General features: G+C 63.6%; 23 protein-coding genes and 2 tRNA genes. 12 read left to right on the forward strand and 13 right to left on the reverse strand.

Features of this window, described 5'->3' with window-relative positions:
* The first annotated feature begins 41 nt into the window (after nt 1–41).
* The 5 genes from E3O62_RS11055 to E3O62_RS11075 all read left to right on the forward strand — a co-directional run bounded on the left by E3O62_RS11055 (nt 42) and on the right by E3O62_RS11075 (nt 4,299).
* The gene (locus tag E3O62_RS11055; protein WP_104100630.1) at nt 42–287 is read left to right on the forward strand and encodes a cell division protein CrgA; all 246 of its coding nucleotides are present in this window, start codon (nt 42–44) and stop codon (nt 285–287) included.
* A gap of 269 nt (nt 288–556) precedes the next feature.
* Nucleotides 557–1,051 carry a Dps family protein gene (locus E3O62_RS11060; RefSeq protein WP_134394349.1) on the forward strand — a complete coding sequence of 165 codons (495 nt, stop codon included), beginning with the start codon at nt 557–559 and terminating at the stop codon, nt 1,049–1,051.
* A gap of 76 nt (nt 1,052–1,127) precedes the next feature.
* Nucleotides 1,128–2,204, forward strand: a complete 1,077-nt coding sequence (locus tag E3O62_RS11065; RefSeq protein WP_134398535.1) for an acyl-CoA dehydrogenase — start codon at nt 1,128–1,130, stop codon at nt 2,202–2,204.
* A complete protein-coding gene (locus E3O62_RS11070) occupies nt 2,198–3,583 on the forward strand; it encodes a bifunctional PIG-L family deacetylase/class I SAM-dependent methyltransferase (protein ID WP_134398536.1) in 1,386 nt (461 codons plus the stop codon). The genes E3O62_RS11065 and E3O62_RS11070 overlap by 7 nt, the downstream gene beginning before the upstream one ends.
* On the forward strand, nt 3,580–4,299 hold the full coding sequence (locus tag E3O62_RS11075; RefSeq protein ID WP_134398537.1) for a glycosyltransferase family A protein: 720 nt from the start codon (nt 3,580–3,582) through the stop codon (nt 4,297–4,299). Before E3O62_RS11070 ends, E3O62_RS11075 begins: the two co-directional genes overlap by 4 nt.
* A gap of 182 nt (nt 4,300–4,481) precedes the next feature.
* Here the strand turns inward: E3O62_RS11075 and E3O62_RS11080 are convergent, their stop codons facing one another.
* The gene (locus tag E3O62_RS11080; protein WP_241973443.1) at nt 4,482–5,168 is read right to left on the reverse strand and encodes a rhomboid family intramembrane serine protease; all 687 of its coding nucleotides are present in this window, start codon (nt 5,166–5,168) and stop codon (nt 4,482–4,484) included.
* Between the two features lie 156 nt (nt 5,169–5,324).
* Nucleotides 5,325–5,864 (reverse strand): peptidylprolyl isomerase, encoded by a 540-nt coding sequence (locus tag E3O62_RS11085; protein WP_134398539.1) that lies wholly within the window; start codon nt 5,862–5,864, stop codon nt 5,325–5,327.
* A 125-nt stretch (nt 5,865–5,989) separates the two neighbouring features.
* On the opposite strand from E3O62_RS11085, the gene E3O62_RS11090 reads away from it, so the two are divergent.
* Complete coding sequence (locus tag E3O62_RS11090) at nt 5,990–6,529, forward strand: hypothetical protein (RefSeq protein WP_134394354.1); 540 nt, start codon at nt 5,990–5,992, stop codon at nt 6,527–6,529.
* Between the two features lie 78 nt (nt 6,530–6,607).
* On the opposite strand, the gene E3O62_RS11095 is transcribed toward E3O62_RS11090, so the two are convergent.
* The 11 genes from E3O62_RS11095 to dnaA form a co-directional block, all read right to left on the reverse strand.
* On the reverse strand, nt 6,608–6,937 hold the full coding sequence (locus E3O62_RS11095; protein WP_134398540.1) for a hypothetical protein: 330 nt from the start codon (nt 6,935–6,937) through the stop codon (nt 6,608–6,610).
* Between the two features lie 108 nt (nt 6,938–7,045).
* Nucleotides 7,046–7,118 (reverse strand) — tRNA-Ala (locus tag E3O62_RS11100).
* A gap of 47 nt (nt 7,119–7,165) precedes the next feature.
* Nucleotides 7,166–7,239, reverse strand: a tRNA-Ile gene (locus tag E3O62_RS11105).
* A gap of 84 nt (nt 7,240–7,323) precedes the next feature.
* On the reverse strand, nt 7,324–7,731 hold the full coding sequence (locus E3O62_RS11110) for a DUF3566 domain-containing protein (protein WP_134394356.1): 408 nt from the start codon (nt 7,729–7,731) through the stop codon (nt 7,324–7,326).
* Nucleotides 7,724–10,267 carry a DNA gyrase subunit A gene (gyrA, locus tag E3O62_RS11115; protein WP_241973445.1) on the reverse strand — a complete coding sequence of 848 codons (2,544 nt, stop codon included), beginning with the start codon at nt 10,265–10,267 and terminating at the stop codon, nt 7,724–7,726. The genes E3O62_RS11110 and gyrA overlap by 8 nt, the downstream gene beginning before the upstream one ends.
* Nucleotides 10,268–10,331: 64 nt before the next feature.
* Nucleotides 10,332–12,308 (reverse strand): DNA topoisomerase (ATP-hydrolyzing) subunit B, encoded by a 1,977-nt coding sequence (gene gyrB / locus E3O62_RS11120; RefSeq protein WP_134394358.1) that lies wholly within the window; start codon nt 12,306–12,308, stop codon nt 10,332–10,334.
* 121 nt (nt 12,309–12,429) lie between these two features.
* Nucleotides 12,430–12,918, reverse strand: a complete 489-nt coding sequence (locus tag E3O62_RS11125) for a DUF721 domain-containing protein (protein WP_241973444.1) — start codon at nt 12,916–12,918, stop codon at nt 12,430–12,432.
* Nucleotides 12,911–14,083 carry a DNA replication/repair protein RecF gene (recF, locus tag E3O62_RS11130; RefSeq protein ID WP_134398542.1) on the reverse strand — a complete coding sequence of 391 codons (1,173 nt, stop codon included), beginning with the start codon at nt 14,081–14,083 and terminating at the stop codon, nt 12,911–12,913. The genes E3O62_RS11125 and recF overlap by 8 nt, the downstream gene beginning before the upstream one ends.
* A gap of 5 nt (nt 14,084–14,088) precedes the next feature.
* Nucleotides 14,089–14,976: a phosphogluconate dehydrogenase (NAD(+)-dependent, decarboxylating) gene (gene gnd / locus E3O62_RS11135; protein ID WP_134398543.1), complete on the reverse strand. Its 888-nt coding sequence runs from the start codon at nt 14,974–14,976 to the stop codon at nt 14,089–14,091.
* Between the two features lie 22 nt (nt 14,977–14,998).
* A complete protein-coding gene (dnaN, locus tag E3O62_RS11140) occupies nt 14,999–16,147 on the reverse strand; it encodes a DNA polymerase III subunit beta (protein ID WP_134394362.1) in 1,149 nt (382 codons plus the stop codon).
* 363 nt (nt 16,148–16,510) lie between these two features.
* On the reverse strand, nt 16,511–17,929 hold the full coding sequence (dnaA, locus tag E3O62_RS11145; protein ID WP_104100645.1) for a chromosomal replication initiator protein DnaA: 1,419 nt from the start codon (nt 17,927–17,929) through the stop codon (nt 16,511–16,513).
* Nucleotides 17,930–18,330: 401 nt separating this feature from the next.
* Between dnaA and rpmH the strand changes: the two genes are divergently transcribed.
* The 6 genes from rpmH to rsmG are packed head-to-tail and all read left to right on the forward strand — an operon-like array spanning nt 18,331 to nt 21,333.
* Entirely contained in the window at nt 18,331–18,468 is a 138-nt protein-coding gene (gene rpmH, locus E3O62_RS11150) for a 50S ribosomal protein L34 (RefSeq protein WP_104100646.1), read from the forward strand.
* Nucleotides 18,469–18,476: 8 nt separating this feature from the next.
* The gene (gene rnpA, locus E3O62_RS11155) at nt 18,477–18,866 is read left to right on the forward strand and encodes a ribonuclease P protein component (RefSeq protein ID WP_134398544.1); all 390 of its coding nucleotides are present in this window, start codon (nt 18,477–18,479) and stop codon (nt 18,864–18,866) included.
* Nucleotides 18,867–18,884: 18 nt separating this feature from the next.
* The gene (gene yidD / locus E3O62_RS11160) at nt 18,885–19,181 is read left to right on the forward strand and encodes a membrane protein insertion efficiency factor YidD (protein WP_370448916.1); all 297 of its coding nucleotides are present in this window, start codon (nt 18,885–18,887) and stop codon (nt 19,179–19,181) included.
* Nucleotides 19,182–19,188: 7 nt separating this feature from the next.
* Nucleotides 19,189–20,160, forward strand: coding sequence for a membrane protein insertase YidC (gene yidC / locus E3O62_RS11165; protein ID WP_104100649.1), 972 nt, complete (start codon nt 19,189–19,191; stop codon nt 20,158–20,160).
* A gap of 13 nt (nt 20,161–20,173) precedes the next feature.
* On the forward strand, nt 20,174–20,689 hold the full coding sequence (locus tag E3O62_RS11170; protein WP_370448917.1) for a protein jag: 516 nt from the start codon (nt 20,174–20,176) through the stop codon (nt 20,687–20,689).
* Nucleotides 20,690–20,700: 11 nt separating this feature from the next.
* Nucleotides 20,701–21,333, forward strand: coding sequence for a 16S rRNA (guanine(527)-N(7))-methyltransferase RsmG (gene rsmG, locus E3O62_RS11175; RefSeq protein ID WP_134398547.1), 633 nt, complete (start codon nt 20,701–20,703; stop codon nt 21,331–21,333).
* Nucleotides 21,334–21,368 lie beyond the last annotated feature (35 nt).

Genomic DNA, 21,368 nt, shown 5'->3' on the forward strand with positions numbered 1-21,368 from the left:
GCCTGCCGGTCAATCCAGCCAAAGACGCTAGAATCGCAGGCATGTCACGCTCGAATCCCCGCAGCAAGCCCGCCCGCACCGAGGTCGCCCGCTCCGGCGAGGCCGGTCCGAACGCCGTGTGGTTCAAGCCGGTGATGTTCGGTTTCATGCTCATCGGGCTGGCCTGGATCATCGTCTTCTACGTGAGCCAGGGAACACTGCCCGTCGCTGGTTTCGGGTCGTGGAACATTCTGGTCGGTTTCGGGATCGCCTTCGTGGGCTTCCTGATGACCACCCGCTGGCGCTGATCCCGACCTTATCCGGCCCGGTGGTCAAGCCTGTCGAGACCCCGTCCTGCACCCCCGCGGCGGGATAATGACAACGGTGTAATTATCCCCATGTGGACAAACCTGTGGATAACTTTCCCGGCAGTCAAAACCGCGGCCGCGCCGCCCGCTGAAACCCGGCGCTGTGACTCACATTGTGCACCTGCTAGGGTGCTGTGTGAAACCAAGCGGGGGCACCGGCCGAGACGCGGTCGAGACGTGTTTTCGCTGTGTGAGAAGAGGCGTAACTCATGAAAGCATCAGCAGAACTCGGCTCCAACCTGCAGTCCGTCCTCGTCGACCTGATCGAGTTGCACGTGCAGGGCAAGCAGGCGCACTGGAGCGTCGTGGGCAAGAACTTCCGGGACCTGCACCTCCAGCTCGACGAGATCATCGACGATGCCCGGCTATTCTCCGACCAGCTGGCCGAGCGGATGCGCGCGCTCGACGCCCTGCCGGACGGCCGAAGCGAGACGGTCACGGCGACCACCCACTTGCCCAAGTTCCCCGCCGGAGAGGTGGACACCTCGGAGACCGTCGGCCTGGTCACCGACCGCCTCGACGCGGCGGTCGACAACATCCGTGCCGTCCACGACGCGGTCGACGAGGAAGACCCGACGAGCGCCGACATCCTGCACGGCTTCATCGAGAAGCTGGAACAGTACGCCTGGATGGTCAGCGCCGAGAACCGCACCCCGCGCAAGGCGCCGGCCAAGGCCCCGACCAGGCCAGCCGGCAAGGCCTGAGTCGGAAGCTGCGGCTCCTGCTTCACGCCCCTGCACACCGACCCTGGTGTGGTCGGTACCAAACCAGGAGGTCGGTTTGACGAGGATCGAAAGTCCGGGCCCGGCCTGGCTGACCGTGCCCGGGGAACGCACGGCGGAGTCCAGCCTGCGCGACGCCGCAACGGCTGCCTTCGCCGTGAACGGAGACGCGGGGCGGGCCCTGGAACTGGCCCGCGCGCTCGGCGGCTCCGTTCCCCGACCAGGTTCAGGGCAGACGCTACGCCTGCTTGAAACCCTGGCGTCCCTGGCCGCCGCGGACCTCACGGCCGCGCGGGTGGCCGAGGCGCATCTGGACGCCCTAGCCATCCTCGACCAGGCCGCCCTGGATCCGGCCGGGCTCGTCGCAGGGGGCAGCCCGGAGCCGAGCTGGGGCGTCTTCGCCGCCGAGGCCGCGGGGTCTCGTGTCGAGGCGAGACCGGTCGGCGGCGCACGGTGGCGTCTCGACGGCACGAAACCCTGGTGCTCGCTCGCCGGCTCGCTCAGCCACGCCCTGGTCACGGCGAATACCGCGGCCACCACCCGGCGGCTGTTCGTGGTCGACCTGGCCGACCCCGGAATCACCGTCCGCACGGACGCCTGGGTGAGCCGAGGGCTCCCCGCCGTGCCGAGCGGCCCGGTCGAGTTCCGGGGCACTATGGCTCGGCCGGTCGGCGACGACGGCTGGTACCTCCGCAGACCGGGCTTCGCCTGGGGTGGGATCGGCGTCGCGGCCTGCTGGTGGGGTGGCGCCGTGGGTCTAGCCAGGCGGGTCTGGGAGTCCGTACTGGAGCGAGAGCCCGATCAGATCGCGCTCGCGTACCTGGGCGCCCTCGACCTCGCGCTGACCGCCGCCGGGACCACCCTGGCTGCCGCCGCGGCGGCGATCGACGCCGGGGACGCCGTCGGTGACCAGGGTGCACTCCTGGCAGCTCGGGTGCGCGGCCAGGTCGCGCGTACAGTCGACGAGGTGATCGCCCGCACGGGCCACGCGCTCGGCCCCGCGCCGCTCGCCTTCGACGCTCGGCACGCTGGGCGCATCGCCGATCTGCAGCTCTACGTTCGCCAGCACCACGCCGAACGGGACGACGCGGCGCTCGGCCGCCGACTACGGGACGCCGGGGTATCCCCGTGGTGAGCTTCAGTCACACGGATGCCGGCACGGCCGAAACCGTGTGGACGGCGGTACATGGTGATGCGGCCGGCGTGCAGGCACTGCGCATCGACGAATTGCGTCGACTCGTCGTGGTCGCGTCGCATCCCGACGACGAAACGCTCGGTGCCGGCGGGCTGATCGCCCGGGCCGGGCGGGCCGGAGTTCCGGTGACGGTTGTGGTGCTCACCAATGGTGAGGCCTCCCATCCCCGGTCGCGTACGCACGACCCCGGGCGGCTTGCGGCATTGCGCCGGGTTGAGGTGACGGCTGCCGTCACCGCCCTGGCGCCCACGGCCCTGGTGCGCCTGGTCAAGCTCCCCGATGGATCCCTCGCCGAGCGCCCGGAGGAGGTGTCCCGGGCGATTTCCGCCGAGCTCGGGGCTGGCGGGCCGGGAACCTGGTTGGTCGCCCCCTGGAGCCTGGACGGCCATCCTGACCATGCGGCGGCGGCCGAGGCCGCCCTCCGCGCGGCCCGCAGCCGAGGTGTCAGCCTCTTCGAATATCCGATTTGGGCCTGGCACTGGTCCACCCCGGGGGACCCGATCTGGTCGGATGGCGTGCTGCGGACCCTCGACCTGGCGCCCGAAGACCGTCGACGCAAATCTAGGGCAATGGCCTTGCACACCAGTCAGGTGCAGCCGCTGTCCGAGCTGCCCGGCGACGAAGCGATCATCCAGGCGGAATTCGGTGCGCACTTCGAACGCGCCTATGAGATTTTCGTCGAGATCGAAACTGAGAAAGAGTCGGGGAATAGAGCGAGTCTGGCCGGGAACTTCTTTGAGGAGTTCTACGCCGGGAACCGTGACCCGTGGGGTTTCGAAACTCGCTGGTACGAGGAGCGCAAGCGGTCACTGACCCTGTCGGCGCTGCCTCGGAAACGCTTCCGAGCGGCGCTGGAACTGGGCTGCTCGATCGGCATGCTGACGGCTGGTCTTGCCGACCGGTGCGACACTGTCGCCGCGGTCGACATCGCCGAGCAGCCGCTCCAGGTCGCCCGCGCCCGGCTGAGGTCACGCTCCGGCGTCACTTTCGCACGGCGCACCCTGCCGACCGAGTGGCCGGAGGGCACCTTCGATCTCATCGTGTTCTCCGAGGTCGGATACTACTTCTCGGCGGAGGAATTGCGAGCGGTTCTCGGGCGATGCCGCGACAGCCTTGCTGCCGGTGGTGTGCTCGTGGCCTGCCACTGGCGGCATCCGGTGCCGGAGTATCCACTGACCGGCGACCAGGTGCACGCAGAACTCGGCAGGCTGGCCGGGTTCGAGCGCACGGTGGAGCACCGGGAACGCGACTTCCTGCTCGAGGTGTTCGAAGCCGCGCCGGCGCGCTCGGTAGCACAACGCGAGGGTCTGGTTCCGTGAGCGGCCGCGGAGCGATCGACAGAATCATCGTCGTGGTACCGGCCCGCAATGAGGAGGAGCTCCTGCCGAGATGCCTGGCGGCGTTGGCCGTGGCTGTCGAAGAGGTCGGCGGGGTGGCCGGTCAGGCTCCGCCGGTCATCGACGTCGTGGTCGTGCTCGACCGGTGCAGTGATGGTACAGCCGACGTCGCCTCGGAGTGGCCGATATTCGCGAGCATCGAGACGAACGGTGGCGCTGTCGGCGTTGCCCGCCGCGCCGGGGTGCGGCACCTTGTGCCGACCTCTGACCAGTTCACCTCGGCCACGTGGATCGCGACGACGGATGCCGACTCCGCTGTGCCGCCGAACTGGCTGACCGTTCAGCTCGCATTCGCCCGCAACTCCATCGATCTCGTCCTGGGAACCGTGATTCCCGACGACGGGTTGTCCGACGGAAGCAGGGAGAGGTGGGACGCCCAGCACCGCCTGGTCGAGGGTCACACCTATGTTCACGGTGCGAACCTCGGAGTGCGCGCCGACCGGTACCTGCACGCCGGAGAATTCGCGTGCGTCGACGGGCATGAGGACGTGCGGCTGGTCTCCGCCCTGCGCAGTCTCAGGGTGAGCGAGATTCGCACCGAACTGATCCCCGTGCTTACCTCCGGTCGCCTCGCCGGGCGCACTCCAGAAGGATTCGCCGGCTATCTGCGTGATCAGGCGGCCGAAGCCACGCCCTAGGGGTTTGAGTCCTCATCGTTTGGTTGTGTCGCTCCCGGAAGGACACGGGTTGACACCCGTTCCTCAGCCCAAACGGGCCGCTAGCGCAAAATCTCCGTCGACGCGTCTACATCGGGAACACCCTCCTCGGCCACCCTCCGCGAACCCGCACTGCCCAGGGCAATCGGGGCTCACTCGGCGAGTTAGGTCAGGAACATCGCGCCGCTGAGCACCACCAGCAACGCCCCGAAAGCCGCTATCAGCACGGTCTGCAGCCGCTGCTGCTTGATGCGGCGGGTCTGCACGAAGATCAGCCCGACCACCGCCCCAGCGATCAGACCGCCCACGTGCGCCTGCCAGGCCACATTCAGCCCCGGTAGGAATCCGATCACCAAGTTGATGCCGACCAGGATCAAAAGCTGGGTCGCGTTGCCGCCCAGGCGCCGCTGGATGATCAGGAACGCGCCCATCAGGCCGAAGATGGCGCCGGAGGCGCCGACAACGGGAATCCGGGGGTCGGACAGGAACAGGACGCCCAGGGATCCGGCGAGGCCGCTCAGCACGTACAGGGCGAGGAAACGGCCACGACCGAGCATTCCCTCAAGGATCTGACCGAAGATCCAGAGCGTGTACATGTTCAGCAGTACGTGGAAGATGGAGCCGTGCACGAGCACGCTCGTCAATATGCGCCACGGCTCGAAGTTCCCGGGGGAGGAGTAGACGCCCGCGTACCAGAGAAGGCTGGTGAAACCATTACCCAGAATGAACTGCAGTAGGTATACCGCCAGTGTGACGCCGATGATCACTGTGGTCACCGGGTGCGAGGTGCTCTTCAGCCGGGTCAGGATGGCCGGCTTGGTGCGCGGGGCATTCCTGCGCTGCTCGTTCATGCACTCGGGGCAGATGACGCCGACGGCGCCCTGAGTTTGGCAGTCGGGGCAAATTGTGCGGCCGCAGCGCTGGCAAAGGATGTAACTCTGCCTGCCCGGATGCCGGTAGCAGAAGTTAGCGGCGGTTCCGGGCAGGCCTGTCATCGTAGGCGGAGCCTAGACCTGCTCGACGGTGACGCTCTCGATGACGACATCGGTCTGCGGACGGTCGCGGCCGTCGGTGGGCACGGTCGCGAGCTTGGCGACGATTGCACGGGAGTCCTCGTCTTCGACGGCACCGAAGATGGTGTGCTTGCCCTGCAGCCAGGTCGTCGGAACGACGGTGATGAAGAACTGCGAGCCGTTGGTTCCGCGTCCGCCCTGGATACCGGCGTTCGCCATGGCGAGCACGTACGGCTGGGTGAAGTCGAGGTCCGGGTTGATTTCATCGTCGAACTGGTAGCCCGGTCCGCCGGTGCCCTGGCCGAGCGGGTCACCGGCCTGGATCATGAAGTCCTTGATGATGCGGTGGAAGACCGTACCGTCGTAGAGAGGTGCGTTGGAGGTTTGACCGGTGGCGGGGTGCTTCCACTCGATCTCGCCGGTTGCGAGACCGACGAAGTTCTTGACGGTCTTCGGCGCGTGATTGCCGAAGAGGTTGACCTTGATCGGTCCGAGGGTGGTATTGAGCGTTGCGACGGCAGTGTGCTTAGACATGAAGCCAATTCTTGCACAGCCGGATTGGTGGATTCCGATCGACACCGGCTCTACCCAGAGCCCTCCCAGACGATTGCGTGGCAAGATGGACAGTGTTCGCCACATGACATCGATGGAGGGTCCAGATGAGCCTGTCACGCAAGCGCCGCAAGGAACTTACTCGGCTGCGTAAGAGCGCAGACGAATTATGGAACAACCAGCAGGAAGTGCTCGAGCGTGCCAACGCCATTGCACGGGAGGCCAGCCGCCAGGCCGGCATCCTCACCCGTGAAGAAGTTGCTCCCCGCGTGCGTGAAAGCTACGAGCACCTTTTGCGCCCTGGAGTGCAGGCCACTCAGGATCTCGCTGAAGGCGTGCGCCATCAGGTCATCGACCGGGTGTTGCCCGGAATCGGCAGCGGAATCGGCACGGCCATCGGCTCGGTGATGAGCGTCGGAGACGTCGCCCGCGACGCCCGCGTTCGTGCGGCACTGAACCGCGTGCGGTTTCAGAAGCCTGTCGTGCTGGAGAACAAGGGTCCTGGCGCCGGCACCTACATCGCACTCGGGGTTGCCCTGGCCGCCGCCGCCGGCGTCGCCTACGCCGTCTGGCAGACCTTCCGCGCCGACGACGAGCTGTGGGTCGCAGAAGATGAGCCCGCCGTCGCCACGTCAGTCGAAGACTAGACCTCACCACTGCAACACCCGGGGAGGGCCCGCATCCAGTGGATGCGGGCCCTCCCCTTTTTCTTTCGGGTTACCGGGTCAGCCGATAAAAATCGTCGAGGCACCGTCGAGTTCTTCGAGCTGCGTCAAAAGCGACACGACGACAATCACGTCGATGACCACATTGAAGAGCGCGGCGACGATCGAGAGGATCAGCCCGATCTGCGCCAGCTCCCGGCGATTCGAGCGCCGCAGCGCGATAATGCCGAGCACAATCCCTACGCTGGCGAGCAATAGCCCGAGGACCGGGAGCCAGCAGGCGACGAAGGCCACAATGCCCATCCAGAGGGCCGTGATCGCGAGCCTGTCGGCCGGGGGCCGGGAGGGTGGCATTGCGGCCGCTAGTGCTGGGCGGTTGTTGGCTGACATGCGCCTCACCGTACCAAATCGCAGGCTGAAGCGGTGCGAAGGCGACTGAGGGTCCATAAATGAGGAACGCCCGGCCCCTCAAAAAAGGGGCCGGGCGTTCTTCTGTTGTGGAGCCACGGGGAATCGAACCCCGGACCTCCTGCTTGCAAAGCAGGCGCTCTACCAATTGAGCTATGGCCCCGCATGATCACGGGGATTGTATGCCGCAGTGTCGAAACTGTTCGTGCGTGGGGATACCGGGATTTGAACCTGGGACCTCTTCGTTATCAGCGAAGCGCTCTAACCAACTGAGCTATATCCCCCCAATGGGCAGGTTTGAGACTACCCGATGCAGCGGGATTCTCCCAATCGAGCCGCAAAGCGACCCGACCGGCAACATCCGACGACTAGTTGTTGGTGAATCCGACGAGCAAACCGCCGGTGATCTTCACGCTCAGGTTGTACAGAACCGCGTAGACGGCTCCCAGCGCGGTGATAACGACCGTGTTCAAGATGGCCACGACGAAGGCGAAGCCCATAACGTTCCCGATGGACAGAATGCTGGCCAGATCGGACGAAGCGCCGGCGATATCGGTGTACAGGTCGTCGACCTTGCCGAAGATGCCCGTTCCGTTCAAGATTGTGAAGATCAGGAACGTGGCCACGATCGTGACGATGCCCAGGCACAGAGCGATCAGGAAAGACAGTTTGACGGCCGACCAGAAATCCACGTAGACGAGCTTGAGCCGCACCTGCTTGGTCGCGGCCGGCTTGTGGCTGGATTTCTTGGCGAGCTTTTCAGCGACGCTACTCATTTACAGGTTCTTCCTCTCCCAAGGCGTTTTCCGGCTCGGCCGCAAGGATCTCGGCCACCAGATTGCGCTCGGTGTTTTTCGCTATGGCGATGATTCTGTCTTCATCCGCAAACTTAGCGAAAACAACGCCCATCGTGTCCCGTCCCTTGGCCGGGACTTCGGAGACGTCAGAGCGTACCACCTTGCCGCTGGCAAGTACCACGAGCACCTCGTCTTCCTCGTCGACGATCAGTGAACCCACCAGGTCGCCACGGTCGTCGTTGAGCTTGGCCACCTTGATGCCCAGGCCGCCTCGGTTTTGGAGGCGGTACTGGTCGGCCGCGGTGCGTTTGGCGTAGCCGCCCTCGGTCACGACGAACACATAGCCGTCGTCCGAGACCACGGATGCGTCCAGCAGGCTGTCCTCGCCGCGGAAGTGCATTCCGATGACACCGGAGGTGCTGCGTCCCATCGGGCGCAACGCCTCATCCGACGCCGTGAACCGGATCGACATTCCCTTTTTGGAGACGAGCAGCAGGTCGGAGTCATTTTCGACCAGCAGGGCCGAGACGAGTTCGTCGCCCTCGCGCAGCTTGATCGCGATGATGCCGCCCGTGCGGTTCGTGTCGTATTCGCTCAGCTCGGTCTTCTTGATCAGGCCGTCGCGGGTCGCAAGCGTCAGGTACTGGGCCACGCCGTAGTCGCGAATGTCCAGGATCTGCGCGATCTCCTCACCCGGCTGCAGCGCGAGCAGGTTGGCGACGTGCTGGCCCTTCGCGTCCCGGCCGGATTCCTGCGCTTCGTAGGCCTTGGCCCGGTAGACGCGCCCGGTGTTCGTGAAGAACAGCAGCCAGTGGTGCGTGGTGGTGACGAAGAAGTGCTCGACCACGTCGTCCGCCCGCAGCTGGGCTCCCTTGACACCCTTGCCGCCGCGGTGCTGATTGCGGTAATTGTCACTGCGCGTGCGCTTGATATAGCCGCCGCGGGTAACCGTGACCACCATCTCCTCTTCGGGGATGAGGTCCTCGATCGACATATCACCGTCGAAGCCGAACATGATCTCGGTGCGCCGGTCGTCACCGAATTTGTCGGTGATCTCGGTGAGCTCATCGCTGATGATGGTGCGCTGACGCTCCGGGCTGGCCAAGATCGACTGGAACTCCACGATCTGCAGTTCCAATTCGGCAGCCTGATCGATGATCTTCTGTCGTTCCAGAGCAGCCAGGCGTCGCAGCTGCATGGTCAGGATCGCATCGGCCTGGAGCTTGTCCACGTCGAGCAGGTCCATCAGGCCGGTACGAGCGTCGTCGACGGTGGGGGAGCGACGGATGAGTGCGATCACCTCGTCGAGGGCGTCGAGGGCCTTGAGATAGCCGCGCAGGATGTGCGCATCCGCTTCGGCTTTCTTCAGGCGGAACTGGGTGCGCCGCACGATGACCTCGACCTGGTGCGCGACCCATGCGGAAATGAAGCCGTCGAGGGACAGGGTGCGCGGCACCCCGTCGACGATGGCCAACATGTTCGCGCCGAAGTTCTCCTGCAGCTGGGTGTGCTTGTAGAGGTTGTTCAGCACGACCTTCGCCACCGCGTCGCGCTTGAGAACGATCACAAGGCGCTGACCCGTGCGGCCACTGGTCTCGTCACGGATGTCGGCGATGCCGCCGATCTTGCCGTCCTTCACCAGATCGGCGATCTTGATCGCGAGGTTGTCCGGGTTGACCTGGTACGGCAGCTCGGTGATCACCAGACAGGTGCGACCCTGGAGCTCCTCGATGCTCACCACGGCACGCATGGTGATGGAACCACGGCCGGTGCGATAGGCATCCTGGATGCCCTTGATGCCAAGGATCTGAGCGCCGGTGGGGAAGTCGGGGCCCTTGATGCGCTGGATCAGCGCTTCGAGCAGTTCGTCGCGGGTCGCATCGGGGTTCTGCAGGTACCACAGGGCGCCGGCCGCCACCTCGCGCAGGTTGTGCGGCGGGATATTCGTGGCCATACCCACGGCGATGCCGACCGAGCCGTTGACCAGCAGGTTCGGGAAGCGGGAAGGCAGCACGGTGGGCTCGAGTGTGCGGCCGTCGTAGTTGTCCTGGAAGTCGACGGTGTCCTCGTCGATGTCGCGCACCATTTCGAGTGCGAGCGGGGCCATCTTCGTCTCGGTGTACCGTGGGGCTGCGGCGCCGTCGTTGCCGGGGGAGCCGAAGTTGCCCTGCCCGAGAGCCAGCGGATAACGAAGACTCCAAGGCTGCACGAGGCGCACGAGCGCGTCGTAGATCGAAGAGTCACCGTGGGGGTGAAACTGCCCCATCACGTCGCCCACCACGCGGGCACACTTGGAGAACGCCTTGTCCGGACGGTAGCCGCCGTCGAACATGGCGTAGATGACGCGACGGTGCACGGGCTTCATGCCGTCGCGCACGTCGGGCAGCGCGCGTCCGACGATGACGCTCATCGCGTAGTCGAGGTAGGAGCGTTGCATTTCCAGCTGCAGGTCGACCTGATCGATCTTGCCGTGCTGCACGAGGTGCGCAGCCTTGGCCGCGGTGTCTGCCGCCAGGGACGCGGCGTCCGTGTCGGTCCCGTCGGGGCCCTCGCCCGAGATGCCGCCGGTGTTGGAGTGGTCAGATGTCAAGGAAACGCACGTCCTTCGCGTTTTTCTGGATGAAGTTACGGCGGGACTCGACGTCCTCGCCCATCAGGGTGGAGAAGATTTCGTCGGCGGCGGCAGCATCGTCGAGGGTGACCTGCAGCAGAGTGCGGGACTCGGGTGCCATCGTGGTTTCCCACAGCTCCTTGTAGTCCATCTCGCCCAGACCCTTGTAGCGCTGGATCCCGTTGTCCTTCGGAATGCGCTTGCCGGCCGCGGCGCCGTCTTCGAGGAGCGCGTCGCGCTCTCGGTCGGAGTAGACGTACTCGTGTGCCGAGTTCGCCCATTTGAGGCGGTACAACGGCGGCTGGGCCAGGTAGACATATCCGAGATCGATAAGGGGCCGCATATACCGGAAGAGCAATGTGAGCAGCAGGGTCGTGATGTGCTGGCCGTCAACGTCGGCGTCGGCCATCAAAACGATCTTGTGGTACCGCACCTTGTCGGGGTTGAATTCTTCACCCATGCCGGCGCCGAAGGCCGTGATCATGGCCTGAACCTCGGCGTTGCCGAGGGCACGGTCGAGCCGGGCCTTCTCCACGTTCAGGATCTTGCCCCGCAGCGGAAGAATCGCCTGGAACTCGGGGTTGCGGCCCTGCACGGCGGATCCGCCGGCCGAGTCACCCTCCACGATGAAGATCTCAGAAAGCGATGGGTCCTTGCTCTGGCAATCCTTGAGCTTGCCGGGCATGCCGCCACCCTCGAGGAGGCCCTTGCGCCGGGCGGTCTCTCGCGCTTTACGGGCGGCCATCCGTGCGTTCGATGCTTGAAGCGCCTTGCGGATGATTTCCCGCGCCGGGTTGGGGTTGCGGTTGAACCAGTCGGACAGCTGGTCGTTGGCGACCTTCTGCACGAAGGACTTCGCCTCGGTGTTGCCCAGCTTGGTCTTCGTCTGTCCCTCGAACTGCGGTTCGGCGAGCTTGATCGAGACCACGGCGGTCAGGCCCTCGCGCACGTCGTCACCGGTGAGGTTGTCGTCTTTTTCCTTGAGGATGCCCTTTTCCCGGGCGTATTTGTTGACGAGGGTGGTGAGCGCGGCGCGGAAGCCCTCCTCGTGGGTACCGCCCTCGTGGGTGTTGATCGTGTTCGCGTAGGTGTGCACGCTCTCGGTGTACGCGGTCGTCCACTGCATGGCCACTTCAAGCGCCATCTTGCGTTCGTGATCTTCCCACTCGAACGAGATGATCTCGTCGTTGACCAGGTCGGCTTTCTTGGCCCGGTTAAGGTATTCGACGTAGTCGACAAGGCCGTTCTCGTACAGGAAGGTCTTGGTGACCGGCGTGCCCTCGTCGTCGAGGTTCTCCGGCCGCTCGTCGGTGAGCGTGAGGCTGAGTCCCTTATTCAGGAAGCCCATCTGCTGGAAGCGGGCCCGCAGGGTCTCAAAGTCGAAAACCGTGGTCTCAAAGGTCTCCGAACTCGGCCAGAACGTGATGGTGGTGCCGGTTGCCTCCGACGGCTCGTCCATGGTGAGTGGAGCGTTGGGCACGCCGTCGTGGAAGCTCTGGCGCCAGACGTGACCCTGGCGGCGTACCTCCACCTCGAGGCGGCTGGACAGCGCGTTGACAACCGAGCTGCCCACGCCGTGCAGACCGCCGGACACCGAGTACCCTCCGCCGCCGAACTTGCCTCCGGCGTGCAGAACGGTGAGCACGACCTCGACGGTCGATCGGCCCTCCGCCTTGTGAATGTCGACCGGGATTCCGCGGCCGTTGTCGGCAACGCGAACCGCGCCATCCGCCAGGATCTTAATGTCGATGGTGTCGCAATGACCAGCGAGGGCCTCGTCGACGGAGTTGTCCACGATCTCGTAGACGAGGTGGTGCAGGCCGCGAGGTCCGGTGGACCCGATATACATTCCGGGTCGTTTACGAACGGCTTCAAGCCCCTCGAGAACTTGGATATCGTCTGCGCCGTATCCGTGCTCCGGCTCGATCTGTGGGTCAACTGACATCTGTAATGGGGCTCCTGACCGTCGCGCGGGCGACCCTTTAGCCTACCAAACGTGCCAAGCACTGCGGGCCAAATCGGGCATCTGCGGCGTTTAATGCACCGGGTTGACCTGTTTTGGACAGCTACCCGTAGGTATCGCGTGGACCGCGCCCTGGAATTGATCTGGGACCCTTTTTCCAGGAGGGGGCGTTAGGCCCTTGAAAACGGATCGACTCGATGCCTGCGTCCGGATACTTCACGGCGATATGCGTCATGATCTCCACCCGCATCATGCGCAGCTGCGTCGCCCAGGCCGTCGACTCACACTGCACCGTCAGAACGCCCTCGTCGATTCCAACCGGGGTCGAGTGTTTCGACGTCTCCTCGCCGGCCAGCAGGGTCCAGGAGACAAGCAGCTCCGATTGGGCCAGTGGTGAATTCCAGCCCAGCTGCAGAGTCAGCAAGTTGATCGTATCGCTCAGTCCCCGAGGATCCCGGCCCGCGCCAAACGGAACGCTCGAGCCGATTTCGGTTCCAGGGCGCCGTCGGGCGCGGTTGCGCTTGGCGTTTGGGTCACCGAATACGTCCTTGAAGCGCAGGTAGACCCGGGAGGCCTCGCTCGGCTCAGCCATCGACGACCGCCCCGGCATGGATGTGGATGGTGTGCGCGGTGAGTTCTTCCGGCACGTCTTCGAGCACCGCCGCGGTGATCAGGACCTGTTCGAAACCGGTGACGGCGGCGGCCAGACGTTTCCGGCGGCTCAGATCCAGTTCGGCGAAGACGTCGTCCAGGATCAGGACCGGGTCGCCCATCGTGGAATCCCGGCGCAGCAGCTCCGCCGAGGCGAGCTTCAGGGCGAGGGCGAACGACCACGACTCACCATGGCTGGCATAGCCCTTGGCGGGCAGTGCATTGAGCACGAAGACCAGGTCGTCCCGATGCGGTCCAACCAGGGTCATACCCCGGTCGAGCTCCTTGCGACGAAGGGCGGCCAGTGCCGTGCGAAACGAGTCCCCGGTGGTCGATCCTGACGAAACCGAACCGGGGGGAACCGAGCCCGTCGAGGCCATCGCTTCCATCGCTGCATCCTCGTCTGCACCCAGGATGCTGAGCGAGGGAACCAGCATCGGCCCATGGTCTTCCCCCGCGACCGCCCGGTACGCGGCGCCCAGAGGTGGCCCGAGCAGGCGAACGAGTTCGGCCCGCTCATCGATGATTTCGGAGCCGAGAGCAACGAGGCGATCGTCCCAGATTTCGAGTGTTCCAAGCTGGGTTGTGCGCACGCCCGAGGCCCGCGCCGACTTCAGCAGCGTATTCCGCTGGCGCAGCACCCGGTCGTAGTCGGCCAGAACCCCGCTGAGCCGGGGGGTGCGAAGCACAAGCAATTGGTCGAGGAATCGTCGGCGTCCGGACGGGTCACCCCGAACCAGTGCCAGATCTTCAGGGGCGAAGAGCACGCTGGAGAAAAAACGTGGGAGTTCTCGAGTCTTGATCACCGACCGGTTGACCTGGGCCCGGTTCAGGCCCGAGCGGTTGATCTGCACCTCGGTCAGGATCTCGCGGCCGTTGAACTCGAGCTTGGCCCGGATGATGCCCGCGTCGCGACCGGCCCTGATCATGGCGGAGGTGTTGGAGACCCGGTGCGAACTGAGGGTACTGAGAAATCCCAGGGCCTCGACGAGATTGGTCTTTCCCTGCCCATTCCGGCCCACGAGCAGATTGGGTCCCGGCGCGAACGGCACCTCGACCTGCGCATAGTTACGAAAGTCGGTCAGCGAAAGGTGTTGGACCCGCACTCGGGTCAGTCGGCCGTTTTGACGGCGTGGCCGCCGAACTGATTGCGCAGGGCCGCGACCGCCTTCATCGCGGGGGAGTCGTCCTGCCGGGACACGAACCGCGCGAAAATGGCCGCGCTGATCGTCGGTACGGGAACCGCGTTATTGATGGCCTCTTCGATGGTCCAGCGGCCCTCACCGGAGTCCTCGACGAAACCCTCGATGTTCTGAAGTTCCGGGTCGTCGTCCAAAGCTCGCACGAGAAGTTCAAGCAGCCAGGACCGCACCACGGTGCCGCGCTGCCAGGCCTTGAACACGCCGGGAACGTCGGTGATCAGGTCGCTACGCTTCTCCAGCAGTTCATAGCCCTCGGCGTATGACTGCATGAGGGCATATTCGATTCCGTTGTGCACCATCTTCGCGTAATGCCCGGCGCCGACCGCGCCGGCATGCACGAAACTCTCGTCCCGTGGACCCTCGGGGCGCAGGGCGTCAAAGACGGGCATGGCGCGCTCCACCTGTTCGGCGGCGCCACCGACCATCAGCCCGAATCCGTTGGTCAGGCCCCACACGCCCCCGGACACTCCGGCGTCGACGTAATGCACGCCCGACGCCGCCAGTAGAGCGGCATGGGCGAAGTCATCGGTGAAGCGCGAGTTTCCGCCGTCGATGACGAGGTCGCCGGCACACAGCTCAGTGGCCAATTCGGCGATCACGGCATCCGTCGCGGCACCGGCCGGGACCATTACCCAAACAAGCCGCGGAGCCGGCAGACCGGCAATCAGCTCGGCGATGCCGGCAACGTCCGAGATCTCGGGGTTCCGGTCGAAACCAGTGACCTCGACGCCATTGGCCCGCAGACGGTCGCGCATATTCGCGCCCATTTTTCCCAGGCCGATGATGCCGATGTGCATGGCTGTTCCTTCCGAGATTGTTCTAGCGCAACAGTAGGTTGGGCTGGAGCAGATACTTGTAGCTGTCGGCGCCCGGCTGATCCCGAGAGGTCTGGCTGGTGATCAGAACCGGGCCCGGCTTGTTGGGATTCTCGGTCTTCGTGAAGGAGATTCGCACAAATTCAGAGTGCACCGCGCCCAGCCCGTCCAGCAAAAACTGGGGTTTCAACGAAACGACCGTGTCCGTTCCGGACAGGATCGCGTCGATCGTCTCCGATGCCTGGGCCTGCTCGGATCCAACCGCCTCGAGGGTGAGACCGTCGGCGGTGAAGGTGAACCGCAGTGCTGCCTCGCGCTCGAGGACGAGCTGCACTCGACGAGTCGCCTCGATCAGGTCCGCCGTATTCATCACCGCGTAGTTGTCCACGTTATCGGGGAACAGGCGCCGCACGGGTGGATAGTTTCCCTTGATCAAAAGGGAGGTGACGGTTTTCTTATCGGCGGTGAACGCGATGAGCTCTCGGTCGTCGGTGTGGGTGATCGCGATGGAAATCGTGCCGCTGTGACCGAACGTCTTGCCGACCTCCTGCAGGGTGCGGGCCGGAACGAGGGCCGTGACCGTGTCGGTGGTCGTGGTGCTGCCTTTATCCCAGTCGATCTCGCGCACGGCAACGCGGTACCGGTCCGTGGCCACGAGGCTGAGGCTGTTTTCCGTGATTTGCAGCTGTACACCGGTGATCACGGGGGTGACATCGTCACGGGAGGCGGCCACAGCCACCTGGGCGACAGCGGCCGAGAACTCTTCGGCGGGCACGAGGCCGGACTGCGCGCTGACCTGCGGAATGCTCGGGTATTCCTCAACCGGCATGGAGAGCAACGTGAAGCTTGCACTGCCACAACTGACCGTGATCCGGGATTCGTTGGTCGAGAACCGCACCGGTGCGTTGGGCATCCGGCTGGCGATGTCGGCGAGGAGTCGTCCGGAGACGAGAACTTTGCCGACTTCTTCGACGTCGGCGGCGATTTCGGTTTGCGCGGAGACCTCGTAGTCGAACGAGGAGAGGATCAGCCCGGTTGCCGTCGCCTCGATCAGCACACCGCTCAAAATCGGCAGCGTCGTGCGCTGGGGAAGGAGCTTGACAGCGAAAGAGACGGCTTCACTGAAGACGTCCCGGTTGGCCTGAAATCTCACGAAGTCACTCCTGTTCGGTTAGAGACCTGGATACGGCCTCAATGGTAGCCGTGTTTCACGGAGCAAATTTTTGCAACCGCCGAGCACTCAAGGTTGTTGGATGGAGAGAAATAGAAGTTAATTGTTAATCTTCTTAACCGGTGTGGAAACTGTGGATAACTCGTGGGATGCCGTCTGCCGACTGGGAACTACAAACTTGTAACTTGTTGGCAGCCTGTGAGTGCCCAGCACACTTCGGTGTCGTGCCTGTTTGGCATGAAGGGGAGTTTGCACAACCACGTGCTGAGTTTCTACAGGTTGTGCCCAGTTGTGTGAACAATTTCCACAGGGTTATCCACAGGTGTGAAAACTGAAGAAATACCGCTATTTGTAACGGTGGTTTTGCTTGATGCGGTTCGTGAGCTCGGTCACCTGGTTGTAGATCGACCGGCGTTCCTTCATCAGCTCGCTGATCTTCTTATTCGCGTACATCACCGTGGTGTGGTCGCGGTTGCCGAATAATTGGCCGATCTTGGGCAGGGAGAGGTTGGTCAGCTCACGGCAGAGGTACATCGCGATCTGGCGCGCCGTGGCGATCGCCTGCGACCGGGATGACCCGTAGAGGTCATCGACGGAGAGCTTGAAGTAGTCGGCGGTGTTGGTGATGATATCGACGGGCGCGATCACGTTGTCCTCATCGAGGGTGATCAGGTCCTTCAACACCGTCTGCACCAGGTCCATGTCGACCGGGGTGCGGTTGAGGCTCGCGAAGGCCGTTACCCGGATCAGGGTTCCCTCGAGTTCACGGATGTTCGAGGAGACCTTTGAGGCCATGAACTCGAGAATGTCGTGCGGGACCTGGAGTTTCTCGCTCTGTGCCTTCTTGCGTAGGATCGCGATGCGCGTTTCCAGGTCGGGGGCCTGGACATCCGTGATCAGGCCCCACTCAAAGCGTGACCGCATTCGGTCCTCAAAACCGGTGAGGTGCTTGGGCGGGAGGTCGCTCGTGATCACCACCTGCTTGTTGTGATCGTGCAGGGTGTTGAAGGTGTGGAAGAAGGCTTCCTGCGTTTCCGCCTTACCCTGCAAAAATTGGATGTCGTCGATCATCAGGATGTCGATGTTGCGGTAACGCGACTGGAACGCGGAACCACGGTTGTTGGCGATCGAGTTGATGAAGTCGTTGGTGAATTCCTCGGAGCTGACATAACGCACCCGGATGCCGGGGTACAGGCTCATCGCGTAGTGGCCGATTGCGTGCAGGAGGTGGGTTTTGCCGAGGCCGGACGACCCATAGACGAAAAGGGGGTTGTAGGCCTTCGCCGGCGCCTCCGCTACCGCTACCGCCGCGGCGTGTGCGAAGCGGTTGGACTGGCCGATCACGAAGTTGTCGAAGCTGTACTTCGAGTTCAACCGGGTGTCATGGGGCCGCTCGGGTGAACTGCTCTCGAATACCGATTGCGGTGCGGCTGGGGTTTCCACATCGGGCGGAGAACTTGATTCGTGCACCGGCCGGATGGATTCCTTTTCCAGCTCGGGATTGACGACCACATAAAAAGTGGACACCGCGGACGCCTCATCCAGGTGGCCCATCGCCGTCAGGAGCGGCACCCGCATGCGTTGATTGAGCATGCTGGCCGTGAATTCGTTGGGCACCTCAAGGTAGAACGTGCCGGCGGCGATACCCTTGGGTTCGACCAGGTTGAGAAAGCCGTACAGCATCGGCGTGATGCTGTCGTCGGATTCCAGGCTGGTCAGGACAGACCGCCAGGTCTCCGTGATGGGCTGTTCTTCGGTGGCCATGGTTTTCTCCGCTTTTCTCTCATTGTTGCCTTCTACAACGACGGAGATCGAGGACTGGGCTCGTCTCTGAACGCATAATCCAGCCAAAGCATCCACAAGGTTATCCACCGCCTGTGGGCAAATAAGCCCCAATTCACAGGGTTTGTTGAAAACCTGTGGATAACTTGTCCTCACGGTAGTCAATCACCGCCAGTCCGGCCAAATTCGTTCGTATTTCGTGCGCGTGTCGATGCTCGAAATGGGCGCAATTGTGTGTACAACCGATGATTTCGGGAGGTCGAGTTTGACCATCACCGGCCAAAGCCGTAGTTTTAATCAGTTGACCCCAGCCCGAGGGCTACCTCACTCTTTCCCGGCCGCTCAGTTTGGCCTACGGAGATTTAACACGTGGAGACAAGACAATGAGCAAGAGAACGTTTCAGCCGAACAATCGCCGTCGCGCCAAGGTGCACGGCTTCCGCCTTCGCATGAAGACCCGTGCCGGCCGCGCGATTCTGGGTGCTCGCCGTCGCAAGGGTCGCATCGAACTCTCCGCTTAAGCACTCTCGTGCTCGCGGGGGCCAATCGCATCACCGCCGGTGACGACTACAAGTCGGTCGTGCGCAGGGGTGTGCGCATCGTCGGCCCGCACCTGGTGACGTATCTGCGCCGGAATCCCGACGGGGCTCCGGCACGGTTTGGTTTCATTGTGGCGAAAAACGTGGGTGACGCCGTGCGGCGCAATCAAGTCCGACGTCGTTTGAAGGCGGCGAGCTACGCCGTGCTGCTCTCTACGCGGCCCGGCACGGATGTTGTCATCCGCGCTCTGCCGTCGGCAGCGGATGCGCCGTGGTCGTCCCTGCATGCGGAACTATCCGTGGCCCTGGAGAAGTATCAGCGCACCGCGGTCACATCCGTCGCCGGTAAGGCCCCGGCAGCGATCCGATCGGATCGCTGACTGATGAACAGGTTCTTAATGACGCTCGTACTCCTCCCACGCAACGCGGGGGTTCTCGTACTGCGTGCGTACAGAGCCGTGATTTCCCCGCTCTACGGCGATGTTTGCCGGTACTACCCCTCCTGTTCGGCGTATGCACTCGGCGCCGTTCAGGAATACGGACTCGTCATGGGATCAGCCCGAGCCGCACTGCGGCTGGGCCGATGCCATCCGTGGGCCGAAGGCGGGATCGATGACGTTCCCCTCAGTCGGAAGCGTCGCTTCATCGTGACGTCGTTTGGTTTTGTTATCGCAGCGAGCCACGGAAAGGGCTGACGCAAAGATGGACCTCCTAGGTACGATTCTCTGGCCGCTGAAATGGGTCGTCGAGGCTCTGCTCGTCGCATTCCACTCCCTCTTCTCCGTCATGGGGATGAACTACGACGACGGCCTCACATGGGTGCTCTCGATCGTTGGTCTCGTGATCGTTGTCAGGGCCGCCCTGATTCCCATCTTCGTTCGGCAGATCAAGAGCCAGCGCAAGATGCTAGAGGTCGCGCCGCAACTCAAGAAGATCCAGGACAAGTACAAGGGCAAGAAAGACCAATTTTCGCGCGAGGCCATGTCCCGTGAGACCATGGAGCTCTACAAGCGCACAGGCACCAACCCGCTGAGCTCCTGCCTGCCTCTGTTGCTACAGATGCCGATCTTCTTCGCCCTGTTCTCAGTATTGAATGACGCGCAACGCAGTCAGGCTGGGGTCGGCCCGCTCAACGATGATCTCGCGAAGAGTTTTGGAAACGCCACCCTCTTCGGCGACGCGCCGCTGCATGACTCGTTCGCGTCTCAGTGGACGAAAATGGTAGCTGGTCAGGACTTCAATGCGGTCGTCATGTGGATCGCGGCCATCATGGTGGTCCTGATGACCGCCTCGCAGTTCATCACCCAGCTACAGATCGTCTCCAAGAATATGTCGCCGGAGACCAAGGCAAGCCCCATGTTCAAGCAGCAGCGCATCATGCTCTACCTGCTTCCCCTTGTCTTTGCCTTCTCCGGTGTCGCCTTCCCCCTCGGCGTCATGTTCTACTGGCTCACCTCGAACATCTGGACAATGATCCAGCAGTTCCTGGTCATCCGGAATATGCCCACGCCCGGCAGTGAGGCCGCTAAGGCGCGCGAAGAGCGACTGGCCCGAAAGGGTAAACTCATCGCCACGGATGGTGACGTCATTGTGGTCGAAGAACCCAAGAAGCCTCAGCGTCAGCAGCCGGTCGCAAAGAATCGTGCCAAGAAGCAATCCGGCCCAAAAAAATAAGAAGAGACCCAACGTGACTGAGAACACTGACGTTATCGCCGCACCTGGACCGGCGGACGATTCCCCCACGCTCGGCCAGCTCGAGCAGGAGGGGGATATCGCCGCGGACTATATCGAGGAATTCCTCGATATCTGCGACCTCGACGGGGACATCGACATTGACGCGCGGAATGGGCGGGCATACCTGTCCGTCAATTCCGCGGATGTCGCGAACCTGCGTCTGCTCTCCAAGCCGGAAACCGTCAATGCCCTGCAGGAGTTGACGCGACTGGCCGTGCAGAACAAGACCGGAGCTTTCTCGCGATTGATCCTGGATATCGGCGGCTCGCGCGATGCCCGGCAGGCCGAATTGGCTTCGCTGGTGTCCCACGCCGTGGAACGCATCCAGGCGGGTGCCGCCGAGGCATCACTGCCGCCGATGTCTTCCTACGAGCGCAAGCTCGTGCATGACCTGGTGTCGGAAGCGGGTTTCGTCTCTGAGTCCATGGGCGAGGGCCGGGACCGCCACACGGTCATCTCCGCTGCGTAGTACATCGAAATATCGTGACTCACACTCTTGAGGCGGAGCCGGCCGTTGCCGCGGATCTCTTCGGTGACCAGATCGAGGTTGCCCGCGCCTTCGTGGCCCACCTGGCTGCGCAGGGCGCGGAACTCGGCCTGATCGGCCCGGTGGAAGTACCACGCCTGTGGAGTCGACATATCCTCAACTGTGCGATCGTGGCGCCGCTGCTTCGACCCGGTCTCGTCGGCGATGTCGGTTCGGGGGCCGGGTTACCCGGCTTGGTGCTGGCGATCGCCCGGCCGGATGTGACGTTCGTACTCATCGAGCCCATGGAGCGCCGGGTCGCGTGGTTGACCGGCCAAGTGACCGCGCTCGGCCTGACCAATGCGACCGTGCTCCGGGCTCGGGCGGAAGACGTTCGGCTGCCTGGGCGGCTTGACCAGGTGACCGCCCGTGCGGTCAGTGCCTTCCGCACCCTGATTCCTCTCACGGCCCCCCTTCTGAATCCCGGCGGCGAGTTGGTGCTGATGAAGGGCGCGGGCGCCGCGGCGGAGGTCGAAGCCGCGGCGAAGGCCATCCGTAAGTTCCGGCTCAGCAATGTCGAGGTGATCACTCTCGGCGAGGGTGTGCTGCAGGATGTGACCCGAGTCATAAGGGCTACAGTGGATTAGTCCCTGGTGTCTGCTCTTGTCAGGGCTGAGGCACA

The sequence above is a fragment of the Cryobacterium sp. TMT2-15-1 genome, assembly GCF_004402345.1.
Taxonomy (GTDB): Bacteria; Actinomycetota; Actinomycetes; order Actinomycetales; family Microbacteriaceae; genus Cryobacterium; species Cryobacterium sandaracinum.

Coding starts and splice junctions, on each gene's coding strand:
- E3O62_RS11055 (WP_104100630.1), top strand. CDS start 42: ATGTCACGCTCGAATCCCCGCAGCAAGCCCGCCCGCACCGAGGTCGCC.
- E3O62_RS11060 (WP_134394349.1), top strand. CDS start 557: ATGAAAGCATCAGCAGAACTCGGCTCCAACCTGCAGTCCGTCCTCGTC.
- E3O62_RS11080 (WP_241973443.1), bottom strand. CDS start 5,168: ATGAACGAGCAGCGCAGGAATGCCCCGCGCACCAAGCCGGCCATCCTG.
- E3O62_RS11085 (WP_134398539.1), bottom strand. CDS start 5,864: ATGTCTAAGCACACTGCCGTCGCAACGCTCAATACCACCCTCGGACCG.
- E3O62_RS11090 (WP_134394354.1), top strand. CDS start 5,990: ATGAGCCTGTCACGCAAGCGCCGCAAGGAACTTACTCGGCTGCGTAAG.
- E3O62_RS11095 (WP_134398540.1), bottom strand. CDS start 6,937: ATGTCAGCCAACAACCGCCCAGCACTAGCGGCCGCAATGCCACCCTCC.
- E3O62_RS11110 (WP_134394356.1), bottom strand. CDS start 7,731: ATGAGTAGCGTCGCTGAAAAGCTCGCCAAGAAATCCAGCCACAAGCCG.
- gyrB (WP_134394358.1), bottom strand. CDS start 12,308: ATGTCAGTTGACCCACAGATCGAGCCGGAGCACGGATACGGCGCAGAC.
- E3O62_RS11125 (WP_241973444.1), bottom strand. CDS start 12,918: ATGGCTGAGCCGAGCGAGGCCTCCCGGGTCTACCTGCGCTTCAAGGAC.
- gnd (WP_134398543.1), bottom strand. CDS start 14,976: ATGCACATCGGCATCATCGGCCTGGGAAAAATGGGCGCGAATATGCGC.
- dnaA (WP_104100645.1), bottom strand. CDS start 17,929: ATGGCCACCGAAGAACAGCCCATCACGGAGACCTGGCGGTCTGTCCTG.
- rpmH (WP_104100646.1), top strand. CDS start 18,331: ATGAGCAAGAGAACGTTTCAGCCGAACAATCGCCGTCGCGCCAAGGTG.
- yidD (WP_370448916.1), top strand. CDS start 18,885: ATGACGCTCGTACTCCTCCCACGCAACGCGGGGGTTCTCGTACTGCGT.
- yidC (WP_104100649.1), top strand. CDS start 19,189: ATGGACCTCCTAGGTACGATTCTCTGGCCGCTGAAATGGGTCGTCGAG.